Origin of the sequence: Oceanobacillus sp. HCA-5259 (assembly GCF_037892815.1) — a bacterium.
Classification (GTDB): Bacteria; Bacillota; Bacilli; order Bacillales; family Amphibacillaceae; genus Oceanobacillus; species Oceanobacillus indicireducens.
Genome location: NZ_JBBKBV010000007.1, coordinates 1 through 26310, shown reverse-complemented (window position 1 = coordinate 26310; position 26310 = coordinate 1). Strand labels below are relative to the sequence as shown.

The 26310-nt window shown below is 39.8% G+C and carries 24 protein-coding genes; 23 read left to right on the top strand and 1 reads right to left on the bottom strand.

Annotated elements, in window-relative coordinates:
* The first annotated feature begins 132 nt into the window (after positions 1–132).
* The 12 genes from aceB to WKU33_RS06135 all read left to right on the top strand — a co-directional run bounded on the left by aceB (position 133) and on the right by WKU33_RS06135 (position 14636).
* Complete coding sequence (gene aceB / locus WKU33_RS06190; protein ID WP_336252952.1) at positions 133–1737, top strand: malate synthase A; 1605 nt, start codon at positions 133–135, stop codon at positions 1735–1737.
* Positions 1737–3014, top strand: coding sequence for an isocitrate lyase (gene aceA / locus WKU33_RS06185; protein WP_336252951.1), 1278 nt, complete (start codon positions 1737–1739; stop codon positions 3012–3014). Before aceB ends, aceA begins: the two co-directional genes overlap by 1 nt.
* 136 nt (positions 3015–3150) lie before the next feature.
* On the top strand, positions 3151–3297 hold the full coding sequence (locus WKU33_RS06180; RefSeq protein ID WP_188858168.1) for a hypothetical protein: 147 nt from the start codon (positions 3151–3153) through the stop codon (positions 3295–3297).
* Between the two features lie 234 nt (positions 3298–3531).
* Positions 3532–5802 (top strand): ATP-dependent Clp protease ATP-binding subunit, encoded by a 2271-nt coding sequence (locus WKU33_RS06175; protein WP_340453698.1) that lies wholly within the window; start codon positions 3532–3534, stop codon positions 5800–5802.
* A gap of 241 nt (positions 5803–6043) precedes the next feature.
* Positions 6044–7387: a dihydrolipoyl dehydrogenase gene (gene lpdA, locus WKU33_RS06170; protein WP_188858174.1), complete on the top strand. Its 1344-nt coding sequence runs from the start codon at positions 6044–6046 to the stop codon at positions 7385–7387.
* A 159-nt stretch (positions 7388–7546) separates the two neighbouring features.
* Positions 7547–8482 (top strand): thiamine pyrophosphate-dependent dehydrogenase E1 component subunit alpha, encoded by a 936-nt coding sequence (locus WKU33_RS06165; protein WP_229782727.1) that lies wholly within the window; start codon positions 7547–7549, stop codon positions 8480–8482.
* Between the two features lie 27 nt (positions 8483–8509).
* Entirely contained in the window at positions 8510–9541 is a 1032-nt protein-coding gene (locus tag WKU33_RS06160; protein ID WP_188858179.1) for an alpha-ketoacid dehydrogenase subunit beta, read from the top strand.
* Positions 9542–9557: 16 nt separating this feature from the next.
* The gene (locus tag WKU33_RS06155) at positions 9558–10805 is read left to right on the top strand and encodes a dihydrolipoamide acetyltransferase family protein (RefSeq protein ID WP_188858182.1); all 1248 of its coding nucleotides are present in this window, start codon (positions 9558–9560) and stop codon (positions 10803–10805) included.
* A gap of 189 nt (positions 10806–10994) precedes the next feature.
* A complete protein-coding gene (gene spxA / locus WKU33_RS06150; RefSeq protein WP_156855778.1) occupies positions 10995–11390 on the top strand; it encodes a transcriptional regulator SpxA in 396 nt (131 codons plus the stop codon).
* A 148-nt stretch (positions 11391–11538) separates the two neighbouring features.
* Entirely contained in the window at positions 11539–12090 is a 552-nt protein-coding gene (locus WKU33_RS06145) for an RNA polymerase sigma factor (protein WP_340453695.1), read from the top strand.
* Entirely contained in the window at positions 12080–12394 is a 315-nt protein-coding gene (locus WKU33_RS06140) for a hypothetical protein (RefSeq protein WP_188858187.1), read from the top strand. The genes WKU33_RS06145 and WKU33_RS06140 overlap by 11 nt, the downstream gene beginning before the upstream one ends.
* On the top strand, positions 12384–14636 hold the full coding sequence (locus WKU33_RS06135) for a carboxypeptidase-like regulatory domain-containing protein (RefSeq protein ID WP_340453692.1): 2253 nt from the start codon (positions 12384–12386) through the stop codon (positions 14634–14636). Before WKU33_RS06140 ends, WKU33_RS06135 begins: the two co-directional genes overlap by 11 nt.
* Positions 14637–14678: 42 nt before the next feature.
* Here the strand turns inward: WKU33_RS06135 and trhA are convergent, their stop codons facing one another.
* Positions 14679–15326, bottom strand: a complete 648-nt coding sequence (trhA, locus tag WKU33_RS06130) for a PAQR family membrane homeostasis protein TrhA (RefSeq protein WP_156855782.1) — start codon at positions 15324–15326, stop codon at positions 14679–14681.
* A 128-nt stretch (positions 15327–15454) separates the two neighbouring features.
* Here trhA and WKU33_RS06125 point away from each other — a divergent pair, with 128 nt between their 5' ends.
* The 11 genes from WKU33_RS06125 to WKU33_RS06075 all read left to right on the top strand — a co-directional run bounded on the left by WKU33_RS06125 (position 15455) and on the right by WKU33_RS06075 (position 26195).
* A complete protein-coding gene (locus WKU33_RS06125; RefSeq protein WP_188858248.1) occupies positions 15455–16024 on the top strand; it encodes a DUF1836 domain-containing protein in 570 nt (189 codons plus the stop codon).
* A 204-nt stretch (positions 16025–16228) separates the two neighbouring features.
* Positions 16229–17284 (top strand): M42 family metallopeptidase, encoded by a 1056-nt coding sequence (locus WKU33_RS06120; RefSeq protein ID WP_336253378.1) that lies wholly within the window; start codon positions 16229–16231, stop codon positions 17282–17284.
* Between the two features lie 273 nt (positions 17285–17557).
* Entirely contained in the window at positions 17558–18544 is a 987-nt protein-coding gene (locus WKU33_RS06115; RefSeq protein WP_188858193.1) for an LLM class flavin-dependent oxidoreductase, read from the top strand.
* A gap of 99 nt (positions 18545–18643) precedes the next feature.
* The gene (locus WKU33_RS06110) at positions 18644–19249 is read left to right on the top strand and encodes a DedA family protein (protein WP_156855785.1); all 606 of its coding nucleotides are present in this window, start codon (positions 18644–18646) and stop codon (positions 19247–19249) included.
* Between the two features lie 239 nt (positions 19250–19488).
* A complete protein-coding gene (locus tag WKU33_RS06105) occupies positions 19489–19833 on the top strand; it encodes a lmo0954 family membrane protein (RefSeq protein ID WP_156855786.1) in 345 nt (114 codons plus the stop codon).
* Positions 19834–19859: 26 nt separating this feature from the next.
* Positions 19860–20498, top strand: a complete 639-nt coding sequence (locus WKU33_RS06100; RefSeq protein ID WP_340453687.1) for a PspA/IM30 family protein — start codon at positions 19860–19862, stop codon at positions 20496–20498.
* A 90-nt stretch (positions 20499–20588) separates the two neighbouring features.
* Positions 20589–21317, top strand: a complete 729-nt coding sequence (liaF, locus tag WKU33_RS06095; protein WP_340453686.1) for a cell wall-active antibiotics response protein LiaF — start codon at positions 20589–20591, stop codon at positions 21315–21317.
* Complete coding sequence (locus tag WKU33_RS06090; RefSeq protein WP_340453685.1) at positions 21314–22387, top strand: sensor histidine kinase; 1074 nt, start codon at positions 21314–21316, stop codon at positions 22385–22387. The genes liaF and WKU33_RS06090 overlap by 4 nt, the downstream gene beginning before the upstream one ends.
* The gene (locus tag WKU33_RS06085) at positions 22387–23016 is read left to right on the top strand and encodes a response regulator transcription factor (protein WP_340453683.1); all 630 of its coding nucleotides are present in this window, start codon (positions 22387–22389) and stop codon (positions 23014–23016) included. Before WKU33_RS06090 ends, WKU33_RS06085 begins: the two co-directional genes overlap by 1 nt.
* A 316-nt stretch (positions 23017–23332) precedes the next feature.
* Positions 23333–24667: a C40 family peptidase gene (locus tag WKU33_RS06080; protein WP_340453681.1), complete on the top strand. Its 1335-nt coding sequence runs from the start codon at positions 23333–23335 to the stop codon at positions 24665–24667.
* A gap of 235 nt (positions 24668–24902) precedes the next feature.
* Complete coding sequence (locus WKU33_RS06075) at positions 24903–26195, top strand: hemolysin family protein (RefSeq protein ID WP_340453679.1); 1293 nt, start codon at positions 24903–24905, stop codon at positions 26193–26195.
* Positions 26196–26310 lie beyond the last annotated feature (115 nt).

Sequence of the window (26310 nt, the reverse complement as noted above, 5' to 3'; positions counted from 1 at the left end):
TCAAGAAGCTACACGATGGAATGTGATTATTGTTTGTCAAAAAAGGAAGATTAATTTTTTTTATTAATATTGTTATATAACAATATTAATATTTGAAACTATAATATAACAGTATATTGGGAGAGTGAATTCATGCTTACGAATCAAACTTCTGTTTCTGTACAAATTGAACACGAACAAACCTTTCCGAAAATCTTGACACCTCAGGCCTTAGAGTTTTTAGGAAAACTTCATGAGCACTTCGATGAACGGCGAAGGAACTTACTCGAAATTAGACAACAAATTCAAGGAAAGCTAAATGAAGGAAGACAGCTTCAGTTCTTGAAGGAAACGAAGCATATCCGTGAAGGCGATTGGTCAGTGGGGCGCTTGCCGAAAGATTTACAAGATCGCCGCGTTGAAATAACGGGGCCGGTTGACAGAAAGATGATTATCAATGCACTTAACTCAGGGGCAAAGGCATTCATGGCAGACTTTGAAGATGCAACATCTCCAACTTGGGAAAACATGATGAACGGGCAAATTAATTTAAAAGATGCAATACGCAGGTCTATTGATTTTGAAGCAGATAATGGCAAGCGATATGAATTGAATGAAGATACTGCTGTATTAATCGTCAGACCGCGAGGATGGCACTTAGAAGAAAGGCATTTGCGGTGCAACGGAAAGTCAATGTCTGCCAGTTTAGTAGATTTCGGACTGTATCTGTATCACAATGCAACAGAACTAATAGCTAGAGGAACAGGTCCTTACTTTTATTTACCAAAAGTAGAGAATCACCTTGAAGCACGTCTTTGGAATGAGGTATTTGTTTTTGCACAAAATGAGCTAGGTATTCCACAAGGTACAATTAAAGCAACGGTCTTGATTGAAACGATTACAGCTGCATTTGAAATGGATGAAATTTTATATGAATTACGCGACCATGCTGCAGGTCTAAACTGTGGCCGGTGGGATTACATTTTCAGCTATATTAAAAAGTTTCATAAAGATCCAGAACGGATACTTCCGGACCGGGCAACCGTAACAATGGAAGTTCCATTCATGCGTTCGTATTCACAGCTTGCTATCAAAACTTGTCATAAACGAAATGCGATGGCGATTGGTGGCATGGCTGCCCACATCCCGGTGAGAAATGATGAAGCGAAAAATAAAATTGCTTTTGATAAGGTACGTAAGGATAAAGAGCGGGAAGCACGTGATGGGCATGACGGAACATGGGTTGCTCATCCAGGGATGGTTGAACTTGTAAAAAATGTGTTTGATGAGATCATGCCGACCCCGAACCAATTGCATCGTAAGCGAGAGGGTGTTGAGGTAACAGCTGAGGACCTTGTCCAATTGCCGGATGGAGAGATAACAGAAGAAGGTCTTCGGACGAATGTCAGTGTTGGAATTCAGTATACCGCTGCATGGCTTTCGGGAAGAGGTGCTGTACCAATTAATCATTTGATGGAAGACGCAGCAACTGCAGAAATATCAAGAGCACAAGTTTGGCAATGGATTCGGTATCCAAAAGGGGTACTTTCTGATGGGAGAAAAGTGACATTTGAGTTGGTTGACGAAATTCTTCAGGAAGAGTTGGAGAAAATAAAGGAACAAATTGGGGAAGCGGCTTATGAGCAAGGAAATTTTGCAGAAGCTGCGGATATTTTTGATTCGTTAGTGAAAGAAGATGAATTTGCAGAATTCTTAACACTACCAGCATACAAACAATTAACGAGGGGGAATAAATAATGTATCAAGAGCGGGCAGAGAAATTACAAAGAGAATGGGAAAATAATGAGCGTTGGTCAGGGATTAGAAGGGAATATTCAGCCGAGGATGTCATTCGGCTGAGAGGTTCCATCGATATGGAGCATACATTGGCAACTCGCGGTGCAAAAAAATTGTGGAACTTAATCAACGAGGAAGATTACATTAATGCTTTAGGTGCTTTAACCGGAAACCAAGCGGTACAACAGGTGAAAGCGGGCTTAAAGGCGATATACTTAAGTGGCTGGCAAGTAGCAGCAGATGCGAACCTGTCAGGTGAAATGTATCCGGATCAGAGCTTATACCCAGCGAATAGTGTGCCACATGTTGTAAAGCGAATTAATCAGGCATTACAGCGTGCAGATCAAATCCATTATTCGGAAGGTGACTCTGAGGTTGATTGGTTTGCTCCAATTGTAGCGGATGCAGAAGCTGGATTTGGCGGACAATTAAACGTGTTTGAGTTGATGAAAGGTATGATTGAGTCGGGTGCATCTGGTGTCCACTTTGAGGACCAGTTATCTTCTGAGAAGAAATGTGGACATTTAGGCGGGAAAGTTCTTCTACCGACGCAAACAGCGGTGAAAAACTTGATTGCAGCACGGTTTGCGGCAGATGTCATGGGGACACCGACAATCATTATTGCTCGTACCGATGCGAATGCCGCTGACATGATTACGAGTGATGTTGATCCGACTGATGCACCATTTATTACAGGTGAAAGAACTTCTGAAGGATTTTTCCGAACAACAGCAGGACTGGATCAAGCAATCGCTCGAGGTTTAGCCTATGCGCCGTATGCAGATTTAATCTGGTGTGAAACGTCAGAGCCAGATATGGAAGAGGCACGTCGTTTTGCTGAAGCGATTCATGAACAATATCCAGGTAAACTGCTAGCTTATAATTGTTCACCATCATTTAATTGGAAACGGAAATTATCCGATGAGGAAATCGCTAATTTCCAGCGAGAACTCGGGAAGATGGGTTATAAGTTCCAGTTTGTGACATTAGCAGGTTTCCATGCATTGAATCACAGCATGTTTGAGCTTGCAAGGAAATACAAAGATGAAGGCATGGCTGCTTATTCCGAATTGCAGCAGGCAGAGTTCGCAAGCGAAGTGCATGGATACAGCGCAACTAGACACCAGCGTGAAGTCGGAACCGGATACTTTGATGAAGTAGCCCAGGTGATTTCAGGTGGAGCCTCATCAACAACCGCACTCGCAGGATCAACAGAAGCAGAACAATTTACAAGTTGATTGTAGAGCGGGACAGTGGGGTCAGAGGCAACGTCCCAGTGGGACATTGCCTCTGACCCCACTGTCCCGCTTTTTAAGTCCTTTAATATAATTGATAAAGGCATTTTCAGATGAGAAAACGATACTGGCTCTAGGCATGGTGGACCATCGAAATCTGACAGTGCATACCTATAACGAAGAACTTGCTGTAGAAATTTTTAACAGTTTGGGTGAATATTATAAATTACTAAGAGAATGGATAGATGATATAAAGAAAGATAAAAAAGGAATATGGCGCTGGTGAACTGGGACAGGGGGTCAGAGAAAGAATCCCATAAGGTGATTCTCTCTCTGACTCTTTTTGTCTTTTTTCTATTTTTTTACTGAAGATGAAAATGAGTACGGTGTTCAAAAAATATCCAGTGCTCCGCCTTATTGGTCTGTTTCACATATTTGACAAAACCATTCTCCAACATAGGAGCTATACCTTTGTTATAATGAATATGAGAATGCGCTTCCAGTAAAGGGGTGATAAAATATGACAGACAATCGGACAATTGCAGTGAAAGAAGCTCTATTGGCGGCAAAAGAGATTGCGAAGAAACAAGAAAATTATCAGTTAGATATACCGCATCTCTGGTCAGCTTTATTACAGCCGGATCTTTTTGCTTATGAGCTTTACGTAGATTTAGATGTTGATATGAATGAATTTATTCAACTTGTAAACAGGGAAGTTGAAAAGATTTCAAAAATAACAGGAACAGATATCCAATACGGTGAAAAGTTAAGTCAGCGATTGCAAAGTCTACTCGATGAGGCAGAAGTGGAGTCGACGAACCTACGTGATCAATATGTAACTATAGAACATTTAATACTTGCACTTTTTGAACAAAAGTTCAACCCGATTACTACTTATTTAGACGAAAATGGAATAAATAAAGAATTAGTTTATAAACAGATGAATAAAGTCCGAAAAGGAAAAAAAGCTGTGCATCAGAATCAAGAAAATGTGTATGATGCACTGGATCGGTATGCAGTAAATTTGAATAAGGAGTATTTAGAAGGAAAGATAGAGCGTGTTATCGGAAGAAGTGATGAAATAAACGATATTATTCGTATATTAACACGGAAGATTAAAAATAACGCCATTCTTATTGGCAGTCCTGGAGTCGGAAAGTCTGCAATCGTAGAGGGATTAGTTCAAAAAATTGTTGATAAGGATGCACCGAAAAACCTGGAAAATAAAATTGTTTACAATCTGGACATGAGCGCTTTGGTAGCTGGCGCCAGATACCGTGGTGATTTTGAAGAAAGATTGAAAACCGTATTAAACGAAGTTCGGGATTCTAATAATCAAATTATATTATTCATTGATGAGATTCACACAATTGTTGGTGCTGGAAGAACGGAAGGATCCATGGATGCCGGTAATATTTTGAAGCCGATGCTAGCTCGCGGTGAGATTCGTTGTATCGGTGCTACTACACAAGATGAATATCGGGAGAACATTGAGAAAGACAAGGCGCTCGAAAGAAGATTTCAGCGTGTTATGGTGCACGAGCCAACAGTTCAAGACACGATTGAAATCCTTAAAGGGATCAGGCAAAATTACGAACTATTCCATGAAACAACCATTACAGAAGAGGCGATTGAAGCCGCTGTAAAACTATCGGTTAGGTATATAACTGATCGTTTCCTTCCGGATAAGGCTATTGATTTAATGGATGAAGCAAGCGCCGTAAAATATATTAAGCTTAATAACCCCCTATTAAATGATGGATTAGTAAATGTTGATAATGCTGTCACTGAAGATGATATTAAAAATGTAGTAGAGAGATTAACGGGAATTAAAATTAGTGGCATTATGGAAAATGAAAGAGAAAAACTATTAAATCTTGAAGACGAACTCCGGAAACACATTATTGGTCAAGATGAAGCAGTATCGAAAGTTTCTGAGTCGGTGCTAAGGTCCAGAGCTGGTGTACAAAATCCTAATCAACCTACTGGTTCGTTCTTATTTTTAGGACCAACAGGTGTTGGAAAAACACAACTTGCCAAAAGCCTAGCACAGGTTTTATTTGGCAGTGAACTGGATATGGCAAGACTTGATATGTCGGAATATATGGAAAAACATGCAGTGGCCAGGTTGATCGGCCCGCCTCCAGGATATGTCGGTTATGACGAAGGGGGACAATTGACAGAAGCAGTACGTCATCGACCACATTCCATTGTTGTTCTAGATGAAATTGAAAAGGCTCATCCAGATGTGTTTAATCTACTCCTTCAAGTACTTGATGAGGGAAGGCTAACTGACTCCCAGGGACATACTGTAGATTTTAAGAATACAATATTAATTATGACGAGTAATATAGGGTCTCCCATACTATTACAAGCTATTGAAAGCGACGGAGAAATTTTGCTAGATATAAAAAATAAAGTAACACAGCAATTAAGGCATCATTTTAGACCAGAGTTTATCAACAGGATAGATGATGTTCTAATCTTTAATCCGTTAAGACAAAAACATATGCATCAGATTACGATGTTGATGATTAATGATCTAAATCAACGGCTAAAAGATAAGAATATGGCTGTTTCCTTAGATAAGGAGGCCGTCGAATGGATAGCAGAAAATGGGTATGACCCCCTTTACGGTGCTCGGCCACTACGACGATTTATTATGGAGGAATTAGAAACGCCATTGGCACGGGACATTATTTCAAATAAAATAACGGAAAATACCGATATTCATATTCAGTTGAAGAATTATAAATTAAATTTTATATACAATCAACATTTTAAAAAATAGACATGAAAATTGGGCTCTACCATTTGGCAAACTGCTATTGTAGAGCCTTTTATAAAAAAACAGAATGCTCACTTTGTCACAAATTCTTCAAAGTTAGTCTAAAACTGTCTGAAAAAGCAATAAATTGTTTGTTAACAAATTTAATTTTAGATACAATTGAATTGTAAGCGCTTTATAAAGTCTTTTTAACTACTTTTATACTGGCTTACACTTAACGAATAAGAAACAGGAGGGTGGTTATTTGTCAAACTTTGATATTTTAATTATTGGAGCTGGTCCGGGAGGATATGTAGCAGCAGAAGAAGCTGCTACATTAGGTAATTCAGTAGCAGTAATTGAAAAAAACGCCATCGGTGGATGTTGTTTAAACGTTGGCTGTATACCGTCAAAAACTTATCTGCAGTATAGCCATTGGCTTTCAGGAGTGGAAGCAGCTAATAAGAATGGAATGACGATAACAGTAGAGAACATTGACTTTCCTGCAATTGTACAAAGAAAAAATAGGGTTGTTTCAACATTACAAGGTGGCATTCATAGTACGTTTAAAAACAATGGCATTAAATTTATTCAGGGAGAAGCGAAATATGTAAGGAAAAATACGTTTGAAGTCGATGGCAAGGAGTATTATGGGAAGAAAATTCTGCTTGCAACTGGTGGGCGCCCATTTGTACCCGGAATAGATGGGTTAGACCAAGTAGATTATTTAACAACCGATACATTTTTTGAGATGGAAGAATTACCTGATAAGTTTGTAACGATTGGAGGTGGAGTCATTGCTGTAGAATTGGCATTTGCCCTTAGAAAATTTGGAGTTGAAGTAACGATTATTGAAGTAGCCTCAGATATTTTATTAACACTCGACCACGAAGCTAGGGAGATTATTAAAAATAAACTAAAATCCATTGGTATTCAAATTGAAACGAGTGCCACCATTCAAAAAGTCACAAATCAAAAAGTTGTTCTCGCAGGTCATAAAGAGTTTTTATTTGATGAATTACTGGTAGCTGCAGGTAGAGAACAAAACCTCGATTTACCTCACGCAATAGGATTGGAATTAGATAATAGTAACAGATTTGTTTCCGTAGACGAATATTATGAAACAAGCGAAAGTAATGTTTTTGCTATTGGCGATTTAATTGGCGGACAGACATTAGCTCACGCTGCAAGTGCAGAAGGAATAAAAGCTGCACGTGCGATGAGTGGTAAAAAGGAAAGACCTGTTAATCCGCACAGTATCCCCAGGCCATTATTTATTGAACCTGAAGTTTCTGCTTTCGGCTTAAGTGAAGAAGAGGCTGAACGTGCCGGTTATGATGTGATTACGGAAATAATGCCTTTTTCCTTTAACGGACGTGCAATTGCATCAGATGAAACAGAAGGCTTCGTGAAAATTATAAGTGAAGCGAGGTACCGTGAAATTTTAGGTGGGGTTATTGTAGGTTCCCAGGGAGCAGATTTATTACATCAAATCTTGACAGTCTATGAATCAGAAGGAACGGTCGATGAACTAGCAAATACTGTATTTGCCCATCCTACACTATCTGAATTAATTCAAGAAACTGCTAAGCATATCGTTAAAAAATAATTTAATAATTTAGGAGGAATCATTATGTCAGGCAAAGCACAAAGAATGCCAGAATCAGTCAGTAAGGTGGAAACGTCATTCAAAGAATTGGTTGATCTGGAAGTCCGTACAGCAACAGATACAGCTGTTAAGAACCTAACAAGTGATAAAGCCAAAGACATGTATAAAAACATGGAAGACATCCGCAACTTTGAAGAAAATGCAAAACGTTATTTTGCTGCTGGAGAAATTCCGGGTTTTGTTCATTTATATGCTGGTGAAGAAGCAATCGCAACAGGTGTCTGTGCTCACTTAACAGATGAGGATTATATTACGAGTACACACCGTGGCCATGGACACTGTGTCGCAAAAGGCGGAGATTTAAAAGGAATGATGGCTGAAATATTCGGTAAAGCTACGGGACTTGGAAAAGGAAAAGGCGGTTCTATGCATATTGCCGATATCGATAAAGGAATCTTAGGAGCAAACGGCATGGTTGGCGGCGGTTTTGGAATAGCGACTGGAGCGGCAATAAGAAATAAATATAAGAAAAGTGATCGAGTAGTTGTTTGCTTTTTTGGAGATGGAGCGGCAAACGAAGGGGTATTCCATGAATGTTTAAACATGGCATCGATTTGGAAGCTTCCTATTGTGTTTGTAAACGAAAATAACTTCTTTGCTGAAGCAACTCCGCAATGGTATTCATCAGCTTCTAACACAATTGCTGAGAGAGCTGTCGCATACAATATGCCTGGAGTTCGTGTGAATGGTAAAGATGTCGCGGGAGTCTATGAAACTGCCGGAGAAGCAATTGAACGTGCGCGTAAAGGAGAAGGTCCGACTCTAATAGAGTGTGTAACATATAGAAATCATGGTCACTTCGAAGGTGATGAGCAAACTTATAAAGCAGATTTTGGAGAAGAAAAAGAGTGGGCTGACGTTGATCCATTAAATGTATTCCGTGAGTATGCGATTGAAAACGGACTGGTTACTGAAGAAGAGTTGGATAAGTTGAGAGAAGAATCGATAAAAGATGTTGAAGAAGCAGTTAAATTCGCACAAGAAAGTCCTGAACCAGAACCTGAAGCACTTTATGAAGATGTATTTGCTGACTAACTAACAATTCGGAAGGGGTAGAATACCATGAGTAAAGAAAAATTGTTTATGCAAGCGATAAATGAAGCGCTAGACCAGGCAATGGAAAAAGATGAAGATGTTATTTTACTTGGAGAAGATATTGCTGGCGGTGCGAATGTGAAGCATTTAGAAGAAAAAAATGAAGATTCATGGGGCGGAACGATGGGAATTACTAGGGGGTTGATGCCCAAATATGGCCGTGAACGTGTTATTGATACACCTATATCTGAAATGGGATATATGGGAGCAGCTGTAGGAATGGCAGTAACAGGTTTGCGTCCTGTTCCGGAGTTAATGTTCAATGACTTTATTGGCTTTGCACTTGATTCGATTCTTGGACAAGGCTCGAAAATGCGTTATATGTTTGGCGGTAAGGCTACAGTACCAATGACGGTTCGTACCATGCACGGTGCTGGTGCCAGTGCTGCGGCTCAGCACTCTGGTTCTTATTATGGAATGCTTGGTTCCATACCGGGAGTGAAAGTAGTTGTTCCAGCAACACCGTATGATGCAAAAGGGTTAATGCTATCTGCTATTGAAGATAATAATCTGGTCATGTTTTTTGAGGATAAAACATTGTACGGTACAAAAGGAGACGTGCCAGATGAATATTATACGATTCCAATAGGAGAAGCAGCTATTAAACGAGGTGGTGAAGATTTGACGATTGTCACTATTGGAAAAATGTTATTTGTAGGTTTGGAAGTTGCTGAAATATTGGAGAAAGATAATGTATCCGTTGAAGTTATTGATTTACGCACTGTCGCTCCGTGGGATCAGGAAACAGTCATTGAATCTGTTAAAAAAACAGGAAGATTAATAGTTATTGATGAAGCGAATCCACATAATAACACAGCAACAGATATTGCATCTGTAGTATCTGATAGAGCATTTGATTATTTAGATGGCCCGATTAAATGTGTTTGTGCACCAAATACACCTGTTCCTTTTGCAGCGAATCTCGAAAAACTATATATTCCGAACGCAGATAAAGTATTAAGAGAAGCAGCAGAAATTATCGATGATTTAAAAGCTTAGAAAGGGAGGTAGAACGATGGCAACTGAAATTGTAATGCCTAAATTAGGGTTAACGATGACAGAAGGAACCGTTGAAAAATGGTTAGTAAGTGAAGGCGATCAGGTTGAACAGGGAGATCCGCTTGTTGAAATCAGTTCTGAAAAGCTGACAAATGAAGTTGAAGCACCGGTATCCGGAGTGATTATTAAAGTAGTTGCTGAAGAAGGTGATGTTGTTCCAAGTAGGGAAGCTATCGCATTTATCGGTGAAGAAGGCGAAACCGTTGAAACAAATAGGGAATCAGAGAATAAAAAAGCGATGGAGACACAAGGAACACAGCAAGTTGAACAACATACTGCTGTTGATACAGAAGCAAAGCAACACGAACTGGTACATTCAAAAGAAGGAGAACGAATTTTTATTACCCCGGTTGCCCGGAAAATGGCAAAAGAGCAGAATATTGATATCCGTGATGTAAATGGAACAGGTGGAAATGGAAGGATTACACGGCTTGACATATTAAGGTATGAACCATCAGAGAAAGCTGTAGCTGAGAAAACACAGCCTGCAGGTGCAATCTCTCCGGAAATCGAATACGGTGCTGGACTTGAGGGTATGCGCAAAACGATTGCCGAGCGTATGATGAGAAGTGTTCAATCAACAGCACAAGTAACGAATCAGCGAAAAGTAGATATTACAGAATTAATGACATTCAGAAAGGAAATACAAGGGAAAATAAAACAGCCGCTTGATAATGGAGAAATGAGTATTAATACATTACTGACAAAAGCAGTTGTTCTATCTTTACTGGATACTCCTGAAATGAATGCGTGGTTCTACAATGGTAAATATATTAAAGTGGATGAGGTTCATATAGGTATGGCTACTGCGATTGAAGAGGGGTTGGTAGTACCTGTTATCAAGAATGCACATCATATGCCGCTGTCACAACTTGGCCCAGAAATAAGAAAGGTAACATCTGAAGCTAGAAAAGGAACACTGGATGGCAGCCTATACACAGGGTCCACATTTTCGATTACAAACTTAGGTGGATTTGATATAGAATACTTTACACCTATCATAAATACACCTGAAGTTGGTATTCTTGGAGTTGGTTCCCTGCAAAAAGAATTAGCATTTGATGATAATGGAAAAGTAGTTGAAAAGCTGAAACTTCCATTAAGTTTAACATACGACCATCAAATTATAGATGGTGCTCCAGCAGCAGAATTTTTAAGTAAAATAGCTGGTTACCTACAAGATCCTTATCGACTGATGATTTAACGAATTTCGGGACAGTGGGGTCAGAGGCAATGTCCCACTTGGGACATTGCCTCTGACCCCACTGTCCCATTTCATTTATATCCCGTTAGGGCTTGACGTAATTGTGTTTTTGGGTTATGATATATTTAATTAAACATATTTGAATTTGTTGAAATAGATGATTAATTAAATATATATGGGGGTAAATGAATGGTCACACTGTACGTCACACCTAGCTGTACTTCCTGTAGAAAAGCAAGAAAATGGTTTCAGGAGAACGGTATTCCTTTTAAAGAAAGGAATATTATGTCTGACCCGGTATCAAGGGATGAAATCAAAGAAATTTTACGCTTGACGGATAATGGTACGGAGGAAATTATTTCTACCCGTTCAAAAGCTTTCCAACAATTAAAACCAGATTTGGAAAATTTAACATTACAGGATTTATTGACACTGATTGAAGAAAATCCAGGAATCTTAAAACGCCCAATTATGTTTGATGATAAACGTCTTCAGGTCGGATATAACGGAGACGAAATTCGTAGCTTCTTACCACGTTCGGTAAGAGAATTTAATCTGCAAGAAATGCAGAAAATGATTAACTAAACATATTAAAATAATTGAAGTGCTATTTCTCGAACAATCGAGAGATAGCACTTTTTTGATTTTCTTGTACAATCAATCTAAAAGAATTTTTCATAAACGCAACTTTTTATCATCTGCCTGCATCTTAGTAGTAAGGGGAGGGAGCAAGTTGAACCTAGTCGACAGGTTAAAAAGAAAAGAAGAGGCTGCTTTAGTTGAACTCATGAATCAATATGGGGACTATTTGCTCCGAATGGCTTACCTATTAATCAAGGATCACCAACGGGCAGAGGAAGCGGTGCAAGATACATTTATCTCCGCATTTGAAAAAATAAATCAGCTGGAAAAGGAAGAACATTTAAAGAGCTGGCTGACAACGATAACGATTAATCGTTGCCGACAGCAAATGCGCAAATGGAGTTTTAAGCATATTTTCCCAGATATAGAAACAATCGAGCGCACACAACAAGCGGATAGGATTGATAGTCCAGAAGCGGATTTATTGGCAGTTGAGTGGAACGAGAATCTCACAGCTGCAATTCATGCATTGGATTATAAATATCGAGAAGTCATCACGTTATTTTATTTTAACGAATTGAAGCTTGCGGAAATTGCTGTCTCGACAAATATAAAGGAAAATACTATCAAGTCACGGTTAAAGCGGGCGAAAAAATTGTTAAAAGACCATTTACTAAAGGAGGGTGCGCATAATGGAGGATAAAAAGCAGATAAAGAATCGACTAAATAAGGAACTTGAAAATATTCGGTTTACAAAGCAAACAGATGTGTTGAAAAAAGTTTACCGGCCAACGTGGAAAGATAAACTTCATCAACTATGGAATAAAGAGATCAGCATACCAATTCTTCCAGTAAGTTCAGCCGTGGTCATCCTTTTGTTCGGTTACGGATTTTTCACAATTTCTGAATTCAATAATCAAGATGAATATCCGTATGAAACGATTGAAATCGGAGGTAATACGTATTGGAAAGCGGAAGTAGAGAGGAGACTTGTGAATGAGGAATAATATTACGTTAAAAATAAAGCATTTGGTTATGATTATGACGGGCATTTTTATCCTTATTCCGCTTGCAAGTATTTATCTGATACCACAACTTGAACTCGGTATAGTAAAATATAAGCTTGCGAATGGAAGTGGGGTTGGAAAAGACAAAATTCTCGAACTCTTGGAAGACAATATTCTGCCGAGTCAAAAATATCACCTGATTGAAGAGCGTTTCTTAAGTGGGGAGTGGATGAATGACTATGCAATATATGTCGGGCCTTCTATGACGACAAGCGTGGCTGCGGATCATGATTGGCCATTCATCAGTTGGGAAGAAAAGCAACCATATATTGAGGATTATCTAGAAAATGGGCCTATTAATGGATATCTACAAACGGCGGTTATGGAGCTAGCATATGAAGCAGTACTGGAAGGAGATGACGCTAGACTTCAGGAAATCTATGATCGTGCAGTTGAACGTTTGGAAAAGTCGGAGCACTCTTATGAAATTCCTGAACTAAAGTTTTCGTTTATCAAGCTCCATTTGCAAGCTGGAAATCTAGCTAAAGCGGAAAGTCTATTAGAACAAATTGACGTTCCGGACCATGCGTATGCTAAGGCAGAAAAGAAGCAATATGAAGCATTCCTTTTATTGAGGAAGGGGCAGCTGGAAGAGGCTTTAGCGACGGTTCAGCAAGGTTTGGAAGAATATAGAATTGCTTGGGAAAAAGAAGAGAATGAAGACCCGATAGAACAGAGCGGTGTTTATGAAGAGATGAAGAAATTGGAGAACCGCTTGCTAACTGGTCCTCCTGTGAATGGTGCGGCGGAGGTTGCGAAGGTATCAGGAAATATTAGCAGACAGGACGGGACGCCGATTAAGGATGCCGGTGTATTTCTTAGGGATGCTGCCGATGTTACTAGTTCGATTCGTCCTGATGAATGGTACCAGACAAAGACAGATGCTGCTGGGAATTTCGAATTCACGGGGGTTATGCCTGGAGATTATCAAGTGTTTGCCGGTTTCCAAATGGAGCAAATCGATGGCTATTTTTGGCCGGTTGATATGAATGACTGGGTAAGAATCGACGGTACAGAAAATATTCAATATGATATTACGCTAGCCCCGCTACTGGAAGTAAACGCTCCTGCAAACGAAGCCGTATTGGAGGAAGAAACGATTGACTTTAGCTGGGAAGCGGTTGACGAGGCAGCTTATTACATGCTTGACTTTCATATAGAAGAAAGCGATGTTTCTTATGGGATGAGCTGGGATAGGAAGGTGGAAGAAAGTCAACTTTCATTGCCTGTAGAGAGTCTTTATAATATTTATTTGAATTTCTTTACTGATATTGCAGAAACGAAGAACGATTACTTCAACCCGGCAACGGTGCTTGGCTTTGAAAATCCAGAGGGACATTATTCTTGGAATGTGAAGGCTTTTGATGAAGATGGAAATCTTATAACACAAAGCAATGGTTACCGGTTAGCGGAAGAAACAATCGGAAATCTGCCGACTATGTATTTAAAACAACGGGAACTTACAGCAGAAGATGAATTGCTGCTAGCCGGTGAATTGGAACAGGCGCTTGACGGTTACCGGAACGTTTTAACAACAAACCCAGATGACTTGCACAGCCTCCGAATGGTTGCACGGTTGATCGGGATCGAAGCGGGTGGGAGCTTTAGTACCGCGCAAAAGCTGCAGCAACCTTATTATGAACAACTAGCCGAGCTTACGGCAGATCCTATTTATCTGAATCAGATGTTACATTATTATTACGATGCAAGCGATTGGGAGCAATATGAGAAGTGGTATCAGAAGTATAAAGCGGCTTTGGGAGAAACAATCGACCCTTATACAAAAAGTATCCATGCCAATGCCCTTTTATTTCAAGGTGAATACGAGGAAGCTGCGAACCTCCACAAGGAAGCACTGCTGGAAGGAAGCGACAACCACAATATCGGAAATCTGTTAGCTGTGGAAATTTATCTTGGTACTGATTTAGATGAAGTGTATGATTTAGCAAAACAATATCCTTATATGGAATATACGACTGGTAATGTCGGTGTAGTGGATTGGAGTGTTCTTATTTCTGATATAAAACAAGCGGTGCATGATGACGCTCGGGTTATCGATACCTTGCATGAAGGGCTGATGTTCTTTTTCAAAGAGCAGGATACCGAGCTGCAGGAATGGAAGGAACAAACAGAACAAACTTCACTTACTAAATTTATCCGCGCTTTGGAAGAAGTGTATTAAAAAAATGCGTGAGGCAGATATCCCGCCTTACGCATTTTTTTGTTAAATGACATACCAATATATACAAATGAAATGGAACAGGCTGCCGAGGAGAATAAAAATATGAAAAATCTCGTGGAAGCCCCAATTTTTAAACCGGAGAAATTCTGGTTTAAATCCGTAAATAATCCCGCCAATCGTATAGGCGACACCACCAAGGATAAGATAGACCATCCCGCCTGTACCAAGTGCTGGGGCTAATTCTCCAGTGAAAAAGATAGCGAGCCACCCCATTAAAATGTAAATCATGGTGGAAAGCCATCTTGGTGAAGTGAACCATGTCAGTTTGAAAATGACACCAAGAATTGCGAGGCCATTAATGACACTGAATAGAATCCAACCTAATGTGTTATTCAATGCGATGATACATAAGGGGGTGTAAGTCCCAGCAATTAAAACGAAAATCATCGAATGATCAATTCGCTGCAGCCAAGCTATCACCTTATCTTTTGCAATGACCATATGATACGTTGCGGATGCCGAGTAAAGTAAAATCATGCTGACTCCGAAAATAACGACGGCTGTCAAGCCAATTATTGAATACCCTTCGGCGACGGCCTTTATAATCATTGCTACTAATCCAAATAAAGCGAGAACTGCACCTACCCAATGTGTTAGGCTGTTAATTGGTTCTCTAATATACTGATTCAACTGGAAAACCCCTTTCGATGTAACACGTGGTTTTTAAAACTACGTGTTAGTGTTATAATAAATTTATAACATAGTTTATAGCGATAAGTCAACCGCTGCTAATAAAAATGTGGAGGAATTTAGATATGGTGAATAATTTAGATAACTTACTGGAGAAACTGCAGCTCAATACACGACTATCCAGCCAGGATATACCTGGATTGGACTTATACATGGATCAGGTCATCCAATTATTTGAAAATAAGTATGAACAAACGAAACGGACAACAGATGAAAAGATTTTAACGAAAACAATGATCAATAATTATTCCAAGGGGAAATTATTTTTCCCGATAAAAAATAAAAAATACTCCCCGGAACATGTCATGCTCATTGATTTGATTTATGAAATGAAGACGATTCTTGCAATACGGGATATTAAGACAACACTGGAATCACTTAATCAGCAGATGATGGAAGAAACACTTGATCTCGGGCCATTATATGAATCCTTTATAAAGCTTTCGGGAAGTAATCTCGAACGTTTTACCGAAGACAGTAAGAAAATGGTGCGCGAGGTGGATGCCGGGCAACTCGATGATAGCTATTTGAATCAGGTGCTGCTCGTACTATCCTTTGTTAATATGAGTAATTATTATCGCAGGGCAGCTGAGGCCTTAGTTGATGAGATTGCAGATATAGAAGCGAAAAAGGACTAAGCTTTACCGTTTATCACGCATTAAAGGTTTGTAATACCCCCACTTCTAAACATGAGGGAAGTCCAACATGTGAGGGTGGGGGATAAACAGTCCATAAATGCCTGATTCTGTTCAACTAACATTCAGTGGAGAGGTAATGAATCCCCCACTGAATGAAGTTTCACTTTATGATAAAATAAAAGAAAAAGAATGAGGAGAATGCATGTGGCGACTTATCCAAATCTTTCAGAGACGAAAAACCTAATTAAACAACTTGTTTCTATTCCGAGTCCTTCCGGGAATACTGGAAAAGTAATTTCTTTTATTGAAGAGATTTTAACAGATTTACAAATTGAACATAAGCGAAATAGAAAAGGCGGCTTGATTGCGACAATTCCAGGTGAGAATGAAAACGAACATCGTATGCTTACTGCTCATGTCGATACGTTAGGTGCCATGGTGAAAGAAATTAAGCGTGACGGTCGTCTCCGATTGGATTTAATTGGTGGATTTACGTATCACTCAATCGATGGGGAATATTGTGAGATTGAGACGTCTTCAGGGAAAATCTTCACCGGAACTATTTTACATCATGAGACATCTGTGCATGTCTATAAAAATGCGCGGGATGCTAAATATAATCAAGAAAAAATGGAAGTGCGAATTGATGCCAAAGTGGAAAATGCGGAAGCAGTAAGAGCGCTTGGCATCGAGGTGGGAGATTTTGTCTCCTTCGATCCCCGTGTTGAAATAACAGATAATGGCTTCATCAAATCACGTCATTTAGATGATAAAGCGAGTGTTGCGATGCTTATCCAACTAATGAAACGAATCAAAGATGAAAAGCTTAGTCTACCTTATACAACCCATTTTCTGATATCTAATAATGAAGAAATCGGTTATGGAGGAAATTCTAATATTCCAGCGGAAACGGTCGAATATGTAGCGGTTGATATGGGAGCTATGGGGGAAGGTCAGTCCACGGATGAATACACGGTTTCTATCTGTGTGAAAGATGGTAGCGGACCATACCATTATGGATTGCGCAAGAATTTAGCTAATTTAGCCGAGGAAAATCATATCGGCTACAAGTTAGATATCTATCCTTATTACGCATCCGATGCGTCAGCGGCAATCCGAAGCGGGCATGATATCGTCCATGGCCTTATCGGTCCAGGAATCGACGCCTCCCACGCATACGAACGCACCCACGAAGATTCCCTAAAAAACACCGAACAATTACTCTACCACTACATCCAATCCAAACAGGTAGAAATATAAAACGGGACACGGGGTCAGAGCACTTGTCCCAGTGGGACATTGGGGACGGAGGCATTGTCCCACCTCTTGTTCTAGCGTAGGAAACTATAAAATAAAAATGCAGTGATAATTTAGGTATCCAGGGTTAGCCACGTCCGCTCTGCGCCCAGCAACTAGCAGATCTTTTGGTGGGACGAGTAATCGCAGTTCCAGGCGCCCGCGTAACGAATCGCGTTCTTAGCCTGTAAGGGCGCTTGCGCCTTTATTCGAGAACAAGGAAGGTAGGTATAAAAGATGAAACTAAGTATTCTTGATCAGGTTCCCATTCCAAATGGAAAAACTGCAAACGAGGCACTGGAAGCGACGATTGATCTCGCTGTGACGGCGGAAAAATTAGGATTTCACCGCTATTGGATTGCCGAGCATCATGACTTCCCGGGATTAGCAAGTCCCGCACCAGACATCATTCTTGGTATTATTGGTTCGAAAACGAATCGCATTCGCATCGGCTCTGGGGCGGTTCTTTTACCAAACTATAGGCCGTACCAGATAGCTGAAAGATATAACCTGCTGGCTACTTTATATCCCGGAAGAATAGACCTTGGACTTGGACGAGCGCCGGGCGGATCAGCAGAGGCATCGATTGCGCTTGTAGATAATTTTCTCGAACAGGTGAAAAACTATCCGGAAAAACTGGATGAATTACTCCATTTCTTGAATCGTGATTTTCCTGAAGAACATCTTTTCTCTAAGGTTTCTGCACAACCTGTTCCGAAAGAACAACCGGTCCCGTGGCTTCTTGGCACGAGCAAGAAAAGTGCAGTGTTAGCGCTCGAGAAAGGCCTGCCATATGTGTTTGGCGACTTTATGAGTGATGCAGACGGTCCGTCAATTGTGCGCGGTTACTTTGAAAACTTCCAGGAGGGAGAGCCGGAAGCAATTGTTACGGTGAACGTTATTTGTGCGGAGACGAAAGAGGAAGCGGAGCAGCTTGCGAAAAGCAATCAAATATGGAAATGGATGCAGGATAAAGGGAAGGGAAATGGAAAAATTCCTTCTATTACTGAAGTGAATGAATATAAGCTTACAGATGAAGATCTCGAACTTTTGCGTAAATCCGGTGACCGGCAAATTGTTGGAACGCCGGATATTGTTCGGAAATCGCTTGAGTTACTAAGTGAGGAATATGGTACGGACGAGTTTATGATTCTTACAATTACGCATGATTTTGCGGCTCGTAAAAAATCTTACGAACTGATTGCACGTGAATTTGGATTATAGCTTCTAAGTTCATGGTAGTTTGTATATAAATATTATAGAGAAGCGTTTAATGGACAAGTATCCATAATAGCAAGGTAAATTGAAAGTCAGGAGGTATGCATGCAAAGCTGGGTCACATATATAATGGAAAAGTTCGGCTACTTGGGTATTTTTCTTATGATGACGTTGGAAAATTTATTCCCGCCCATCCCATCTGAAATCGTTCTTCCCTTTGGAGGGTTCATGACCACGTATGCAAATCTAACAGTAATTGGCGTCATGACAGCAGCGACATTGGGTTCCGTTATCGGTGCGATGATTCTGTATAGCATCGGCCTCCTGATTGATGTGGAGCGCTTGGAGAGAATTGTGGCACGGTTCGGTCATCTTCTTAGAATTGAAAAAGCGGATATTCGTAAAGCGGATACCTGGTTTGATAGATTTGGATATTGGACAGTGTTTTTCTGTCGGATGGTGCCGCTCGTTCGTAGTCTTATTTCTATTCCAGCTGGGATGTCGAATATGAAATTTTCCGCATTCATCCTGTTAACAACACTCGGAACATTGATTTGGAATGCTCTCCTTGTAGCAGTGGGTGTCCTCCTTGGTGAGAACTGGGAAGCTATTCTAGGAATTATGGACGTTTATTCGACAATTGTTTATTCATTGCTTGGAGCAGGCGTCATTTTGATGGCATTTATATATATAAAAAAATGGAGAAAATGAAAAGAATGGTGATATGCCGTTCTTTTTTTGTACTCTTTTTTAGGTGCGTATAACTGGGACATTTACACTGACCCCATGTCCCTCCCCAGTGTCCCACCAGTCGCAGTGGGACAAAACCTCTGACCCCGGTGTCCCACTAAATACGTCTTGGGGCTTAGTTGGATTTATGTCTGGGGCTCATTATCAGGTTTTGATTTCCGCGGTAAGATGGAGTCAAGATCAAGAAAGGAGGCTATCACATGAAGAAATTTTTACTCTTTGTTGGGGGATTAATTGCATTTTTCGTGTTGCTTGCCAATATTGGACCAATGATTATTTTAGGGTTGAGTCTCTGGTTATTGTATATCGTGTTTAAAAAGTTTGTCGCAACGGATTCAACGGGTGCAAAAGTCGGCTGGATTGTAGTTGGATTGCTTGTGTTAAGCATCAGCTTGTCGAACATCTATGCAATCATTGGTGTCGCAGCTGTTTATGTATTGTATTTGATCATGAAGAGCTGGAAGGAAGAACCAGTTGTCCACACGGTGAACGATGACGATCCATTTACGAATTTCGAACGGGAATGGGCAGATTTACATCAATAATTAAATTTAAGAGGAGAGAATAAATTATGTCAACGAATATTTTTACACGCATCATGGATAATATTTCAGCGGACTTGCATCATTTAATGGATAAGAAAGAGGAAAAGAATCCAGTCGCAGCATTGAATCAATACTTGCGCCAAAGCGAACTGGAAAAGGAAAAAGTCAGAAAGATGATTGAGCGCCAGTACAAATTGAAAGATGAATTCACTCGTGAATATTTAAAAGCTCAAGATTTGGCAGATAAGCGCAAGAGACAAGCAGACATTGCAGAGCAAGCAGGAGAAACCGATTTATATGAATTTGCAGTGAAAGAGTATGAAGAGTATGAGAAGCGTGCAGCCCGCTTAAAACAGAGCAGGGAAGAAACAATAGAACAACTCGTTGCACTGGAAAATAAATACGAAGAAATGAAGCATCGCCTGAAAGATATGCATATGCGCCGAATGGAATTAATGGGAAGAGAAAATATTGCAAGGGCGAATCAGCAAATGAACCAAGTAATCGATGATGTATCCGATAAACCATTTGCGAAGTTTGCCGAACTGGAGCAGTATATCGAGAATCTGGAATATAAGGTGAATAGCTCCTATTATAAGAGCACATTCGATAGTAAAATTGCTAAGCTTGAAAAAGAATTACAAGATAAAGAAAATGTGGAATAAGATGCGATAAGCTCCAAGGAAAATGATATACTATATAGGCGTAGACGAAATCTGCGCCTTAAACTATTGAAAAGGTAAGGAGGAGCCGTCATGTTCAAGCAATTACCGACAAAAACATATAACTGGATTCTAATCATCGGCATCCTCCTTCTCATGGCTGAATTTGTATTTTCCTTTGGAGGAACAATTATCCCCGCTATTATATGTGGGTTCTTAGTCTATATTAGCTGGAAGAACTTTTATACCCTTTGGGGGAAAATTGTCTTTTGGCTTAGTCTTATTGGGCTCATTTTTTCGATACTGAGTCTTATGGCAGTTAGATTCCTCATTATTGCAGCAATTGTTATCTTTGCGATAAGATACTATGATTCAACGAAAAGAACCGATCGAATCTATCCCAAGCTTCCCGACGCTGAAGCACTAAACGAGCCGCTCAGTCGTGTGGAACCTTTATTTGACCATACCGTATTGGATGACCAGTATACGGAGGAGACTGCTTACCAGTGGAGAGACGTCAACATTCATGGCTTACTCGGTGACAAGGTTATTGATTTAAGCAATACCGTCATCCCGAATGACACAGCAATTATTTCAATACGTCATGGTCTTGGTAATATTGAAATATATGTACCTTATGAAGTGGAGGTCAGTATCCACCACAGTGCTATATTCGGTAATGCCCTTATCTTCCACGAAAGTCATGAAAAACTTTTTAATAAATCGATTTTTTATCAAACGGCTGATTATGATCACGCAACAACGCGTGTAAAAATCGTCACCTCGCTATTTTCCGGAGATATTGAGGTGAAGCGTATATGAGTACGATTATCCGCCATATATTCACTGGCATTCTATTTAGTATCTTACTTTCAGCGGTCGTCCTCACACTTGTGTTCACTGTTTTCCCTCCAGACAGTTATGCGGTTCTGTGGGAAACCGAGATTGGCAATGTTTCTTTCTTAATCTGGGTGTTCGGTTTCATACTGGCAGGCGGAACGATTTTCGGGATATCAACTGGTTGGTACTGGAGACAACGACTGCACCGTATTGAACGTAAGCTTGACAGACTAAGTAAGGGGCAGAGACTTGATGAGGAAAAAGAACCGTATCACGAACTGAAAAGCATTGAAAAGCGTCTAGAACTCATTCAATCACGAATAGATCAGCAAACGGAAAACGCGCAAAGACTTGCAACAGAAAGAGCGGAAGAACGAGAAAAGAGCTTACAAGAAATTGTCGTCCAAGAACGGAACCGGCTTGCCCGTGAATTACATGATTCCGTAAGTCAACAACTCTTTGCGGCATCAATGATGATTTCTGCTCTCAATCTGCAAAATGTTCCTGAAGATGATGAAATGAAGAAGAAATTACAATTAGTGGAAAAAATGCTGCAACAATCCCAGCTTGAAATGCGGGCGCTCCTTCTACACCTGCGTCCAGTCGCGTTAAAAGGGAAATCTCTTGTTCAAGGTGTGGAAGAATTACTTGTTGAAATGCAACAGAAAATTACGATCGATATATCATGGACAGCAGAAGAACTTTCCGTTGATAAGGGAATTGAAGATCAACTATTCCGTATCATTCAAGAAGCGATGTCCAACACATTGCGCCACGCACAAGCCACGAGTTTTCATGTGTTGCTCATTAAGCGGGAAGGTACGGTAATTTTACGTATTTCAGATAATGGGGTAGGTTTCGACATGGAAAGCGTGAAAACTAGTTCCTATGGCCTCCATAATATGAGGGAGAGGGCATATGAAATCGGTGGGACGTTTAAAGTTGTCAGCTTACCGAATCAAGGCACGAAGCTTGAGGTAAAAGTTCCCCTACCTACAGGAGCGGATCAAGAAGAAAGAGCATCTATTCATACAGAAAGTGAGGAAGAATGATGATAACTGTATTATTTGCCGATGATCATGAAATGGTTCGTATTGGCGTAGCGTCTTATCTGTCCGCACAACCGGATATTGAAGTCGTAGCTGAAGCCGATGACGGAGAACCAGCTGTGAAGTTAGCTCTTGAATGGAAGCCGGATATCATTTTAATGGACTTAGTCATGAAGGAAATGGATGGAATTGAAGCTACGAAACAGATCCTTTCTGAGTGGCCAGAAGCAAAGATTATCATCGTTACAAGCTTTCTCGATGATGAAAAAGTTTACCCAGCACTTGAAGCCGGGGCGAAAAGCTATTTGCTAAAGACTTCCAAGGCTGAAAAAATAGCCGAAGCGATCCGCGCAACTCATGAAGGCCAATCGATCTTGGAACCTGAAGTAACAGGGAAATTAATGAACCGGATGCGCCATTCTCAAGAGGAAGCGTTGCATGAGCAATTGACAGAACGGGAGAAGGAAGTCCTACTTCTTCTTACAGCTGGGAAAACGAACCAAGAAATAGCCGCTGAGTTGTTTATTGCAACGAAAACAGTGAAAGTCCATGTAAGTAATATTTTAGCAAAATTAGAGGTACAGGATCGAACCCAGGCGGTTATCTATGCTTTCCAACATAATCTTGTATAATTTTCTATAAGTCTTAAATTATCAGGTAAAATGAAAGTTTTTTAATAATATATCGTCCTCTATTAGGAAAATATCAGTCTAAACATGTAGTATTCCCGAGGGATAATGCATGTTTTTTCTCTATTAAGGAAATAATTTGTCATTAATTGAAACATAACTGTAATATAACGATAACACGACTGCAATTTTTCGGTGTTACAATACCATTGAAATGAAAATAATACATAATATAAATTAATGACACGAATTTGCAGGTAGGCTTTCATGAACATACATAAAGAGATGCAATAGTAGTGAGGAAGTGGGGAACGAGAAATTGAAAAAGACCTTAGTAACGATGGCTACTGTAACAGTAGTAGGTTTGAGCAGTGTGTTTTTTACTGATCACGCATCAGCAGAATCTATTGATGACCTGAAGGACAAGCAAACGCAAATTCAAGATGAAAGAGGAACGATTAAAGCAAACTTATCCGAGGCAGAAGCGGAGATTGCTGATTTATTAATAGACTTAGAGAAATTAAACGATGAAATTGACCGTGTTAATAAAGCGCTTGACGAAAACAAAGCAACAATGGAGGAAAATGAAAAATCCATTACTGCAACAGAAGAGCAAGTAGACAAGCTCGAAGCGGAAATCAAAGAACTTGAAGAAGCAATTGAAAAACGTTTTGACATTTTAAAAGAACGCGCATCAGCTTACCAAAAAAATGGTGGTAACATTTCTTATCTTGAAGTGTTATTCGGCTCGCAAAACTTCATGGATTTCATTAGCCGTGTAAGTGCAATTAACAAAATTAGCGATTCTGATGCTGAATTAATGGAACAAATCGACGCTGATAAAGTTAAAGTTGAAGAGAAGCAAGAAGAGGTAATTGTTAAACTTGATGAATTAAAAGAAATGCGTGTTGAGCTTGAAGGAATTGAGAAAACAATCAAAGCTCAACAAACACAAAACAAAGATAAAAAGGCAGAAATCAAAGATAAAGAAGCAGCACTTGTTGCAAAAGTAGAAGAACTTGAAGTGAAAGACAGCGAGCTTGCTTCCCTTGAAAGAGACGTTAGACAGAACATTAATGAATTAACACAACCTGCTCCTGAAGTTCAGGTAGCAAGTAACGAAACGAATGCAAGTGGCAATGAATCAAATAGCAATAGTTCAAATAAAAATGATTCAAGTAACAATAATTCAAGTAACAATAACTTATCAACTGTTTCAAAAGAAGAACCGAAATCAAAATCAACTAATTCAACTAATTCATCTGATTCATCCCGTCCAGCAGCGTCTGGCGGTGTTCAAACTGCAATGAACGCTGGATTCGATCACCTCGGCACTCCATATGTATGGGGAGGAAAAGGACCAGGTGGATTTGACTGTTCTGGATTTGTATCTTGGGCATTCGCTCAAGGTGGAATTTCTGTACCGTCAAGCACTGCAGGACTAGCAGGTGTTGGTACGAAAGTTTCCGCAAGTAATATGCAACCGGGTGACATTGTATTCTTCAACACATATAAAACAAACGGTCATGTAGGTATCTACCTTGGTGGCGGTAAGTTTATCGGTGCACAGAACTCTACTGGTCTAGCAGTAGCAGACATGTCTAGCGGTTACTGGGCTGATAAATTCTCAGGCCACGTACGCAGCGTAAGATAATAAAGTAAACAATTCATAAAATCCATCCTATCTGTAGGGTGGATTTTTTCTCGTATTTTATCTTTAAATTTTCGAACCCTAAATTTTAAAAAATAAAATCTTCTGTATAGACGGCTCTAGTTGGATATATTATAATAAAATGGAGCCAATCATAACTAATAATCTCGAAATAAAAATGAATTTATATTTGCACTTAGGAGGTGAAGTTCCTATTGCTTGTGCATAGGAACACTAATTGGACGTATTGCCCATAATTAACTTACTTGCAGTTGCTGTACTAATTGCATTAACCGCATTTTTCGTTATGGCGGAATTTGCGATTGTAAAAATTAGAAGTACACAACTTGAACCACACATCGAAGTAGGGAAAAAATCTGCAATTGCTGCAAAGAGAATAATCACCCACTTGGATGAATATCTATCAGCGTGTCAGCTCGGAATAACAATCACTGCATTAGGAATTGGACGACTCGCGGAACCGACATTTGAGAAAATGCTCTATCCAGTCATTTCTTATTTTAACGTTAGTACTGGAATGGTTACGACGATAGCAATTGCGATCTCCTTTCTGATTGCGACTTTTCTACATGTTGTAATTGGAGAACTCGCACCAAAGACGATTGCTATTCAAAAGGCGGAGCAAGTTACCTTGTTTATTGCAAGACCTCTTGTTTGGTTCTATCGTTTACTTTACCCGTTCATTTGGCTTTTAAACGGTACAGCTCGGCTAATTATTCTTGCTATGGGGTTCAAACCAATCAGCAGTCATGAAGAGACCCACACGGAAGAAGAGCTGCGTTTAATTCTCGCTGACAGTTATAAAAGTGGTGAAATTAATCAATCGGAAATGATGTATGTAAACAACATTTTTGAGTTTGATGAGCGAGTAGCAAGGGAAATCATGATACCTCGAACTGAAATGGTGTATTTCTTTAAAAAAGATAGTTTAGAATCAAATATGGATGTTATCCTTGAAGGACAATATACAAGATATCCGGTAGCGGATGAGGATAAAGATAATATTATCGGATTAGTAAACTTGAAAGAAGTTCTCACAGGATATCACCAAAATAAGCATGTTACAATTGATCAGTTTATTCGGCCAATTCTGCATGTGTCTGAAGCTACACCGATTAAGCAGGTGCTGCTCAAAATGCAGAAAGAACGCATCCATATGGCAATTGTCAATGATGAATATGGCGGAACAGCCGGTTTAATTACGGTTGAAGATATTTTAGAAGAAATCGTTGGTGATATTCGTGATGAATTTGATGAAGATGAAATACCTGACGTACAGGAAGTGAATGATAAGACATTCATTGTATCTGGAAAACTTCATCTGGAAGATGTGAATCAAATCCTCGGTATCGAGCTGGTAGATGATGAAGTCGACACAATCGGGGGATGGATGTTTACGACAAACCTGGATGCACAGGAAGGTGTCATCATTGAATATGAAAACCACCGTTTTATAATCGAGGAAATGGATGGTTACCAGATTAAAAAAGTGAAGATAATTAAACCATAACGGTTCATATAGAAAAGCGGGCAAATTGCCTGCTTTTTTGTTGCGTTAAAACGGTCTTATGTTTAACTACTCTCTATTAAGGATAAATACAAGAAGAAGTAATTATCTTTTCTAT

Coding starts and splice junctions, on each gene's coding strand:
- aceB (WP_336252952.1), top strand. CDS start 133: ATGCTTACGAATCAAACTTCTGTTTCTGTACAAATTGAACACGAACAA.
- aceA (WP_336252951.1), top strand. CDS start 1,737: ATGTATCAAGAGCGGGCAGAGAAATTACAAAGAGAATGGGAAAATAAT.
- WKU33_RS06180 (WP_188858168.1), top strand. CDS start 3,151: ATGGTGGACCATCGAAATCTGACAGTGCATACCTATAACGAAGAACTT.
- WKU33_RS06175 (WP_340453698.1), top strand. CDS start 3,532: ATGACAGACAATCGGACAATTGCAGTGAAAGAAGCTCTATTGGCGGCA.
- WKU33_RS06165 (WP_229782727.1), top strand. CDS start 7,547: ATGTATAAAAACATGGAAGACATCCGCAACTTTGAAGAAAATGCAAAA.
- WKU33_RS06160 (WP_188858179.1), top strand. CDS start 8,510: ATGAGTAAAGAAAAATTGTTTATGCAAGCGATAAATGAAGCGCTAGAC.
- WKU33_RS06155 (WP_188858182.1), top strand. CDS start 9,558: ATGGCAACTGAAATTGTAATGCCTAAATTAGGGTTAACGATGACAGAA.
- spxA (WP_156855778.1), top strand. CDS start 10,995: ATGGTCACACTGTACGTCACACCTAGCTGTACTTCCTGTAGAAAAGCA.
- WKU33_RS06140 (WP_188858187.1), top strand. CDS start 12,080: ATGGAGGATAAAAAGCAGATAAAGAATCGACTAAATAAGGAACTTGAA.
- WKU33_RS06135 (WP_340453692.1), top strand. CDS start 12,384: ATGAGGAATAATATTACGTTAAAAATAAAGCATTTGGTTATGATTATG.
- WKU33_RS06115 (WP_188858193.1), top strand. CDS start 17,558: ATGAAACTAAGTATTCTTGATCAGGTTCCCATTCCAAATGGAAAAACT.
- WKU33_RS06110 (WP_156855785.1), top strand. CDS start 18,644: ATGCAAAGCTGGGTCACATATATAATGGAAAAGTTCGGCTACTTGGGT.
- WKU33_RS06105 (WP_156855786.1), top strand. CDS start 19,489: ATGAAGAAATTTTTACTCTTTGTTGGGGGATTAATTGCATTTTTCGTG.
- WKU33_RS06100 (WP_340453687.1), top strand. CDS start 19,860: ATGTCAACGAATATTTTTACACGCATCATGGATAATATTTCAGCGGAC.
- liaF (WP_340453686.1), top strand. CDS start 20,589: ATGTTCAAGCAATTACCGACAAAAACATATAACTGGATTCTAATCATC.
- WKU33_RS06090 (WP_340453685.1), top strand. CDS start 21,314: ATGAGTACGATTATCCGCCATATATTCACTGGCATTCTATTTAGTATC.
- WKU33_RS06085 (WP_340453683.1), top strand. CDS start 22,387: ATGATAACTGTATTATTTGCCGATGATCATGAAATGGTTCGTATTGGC.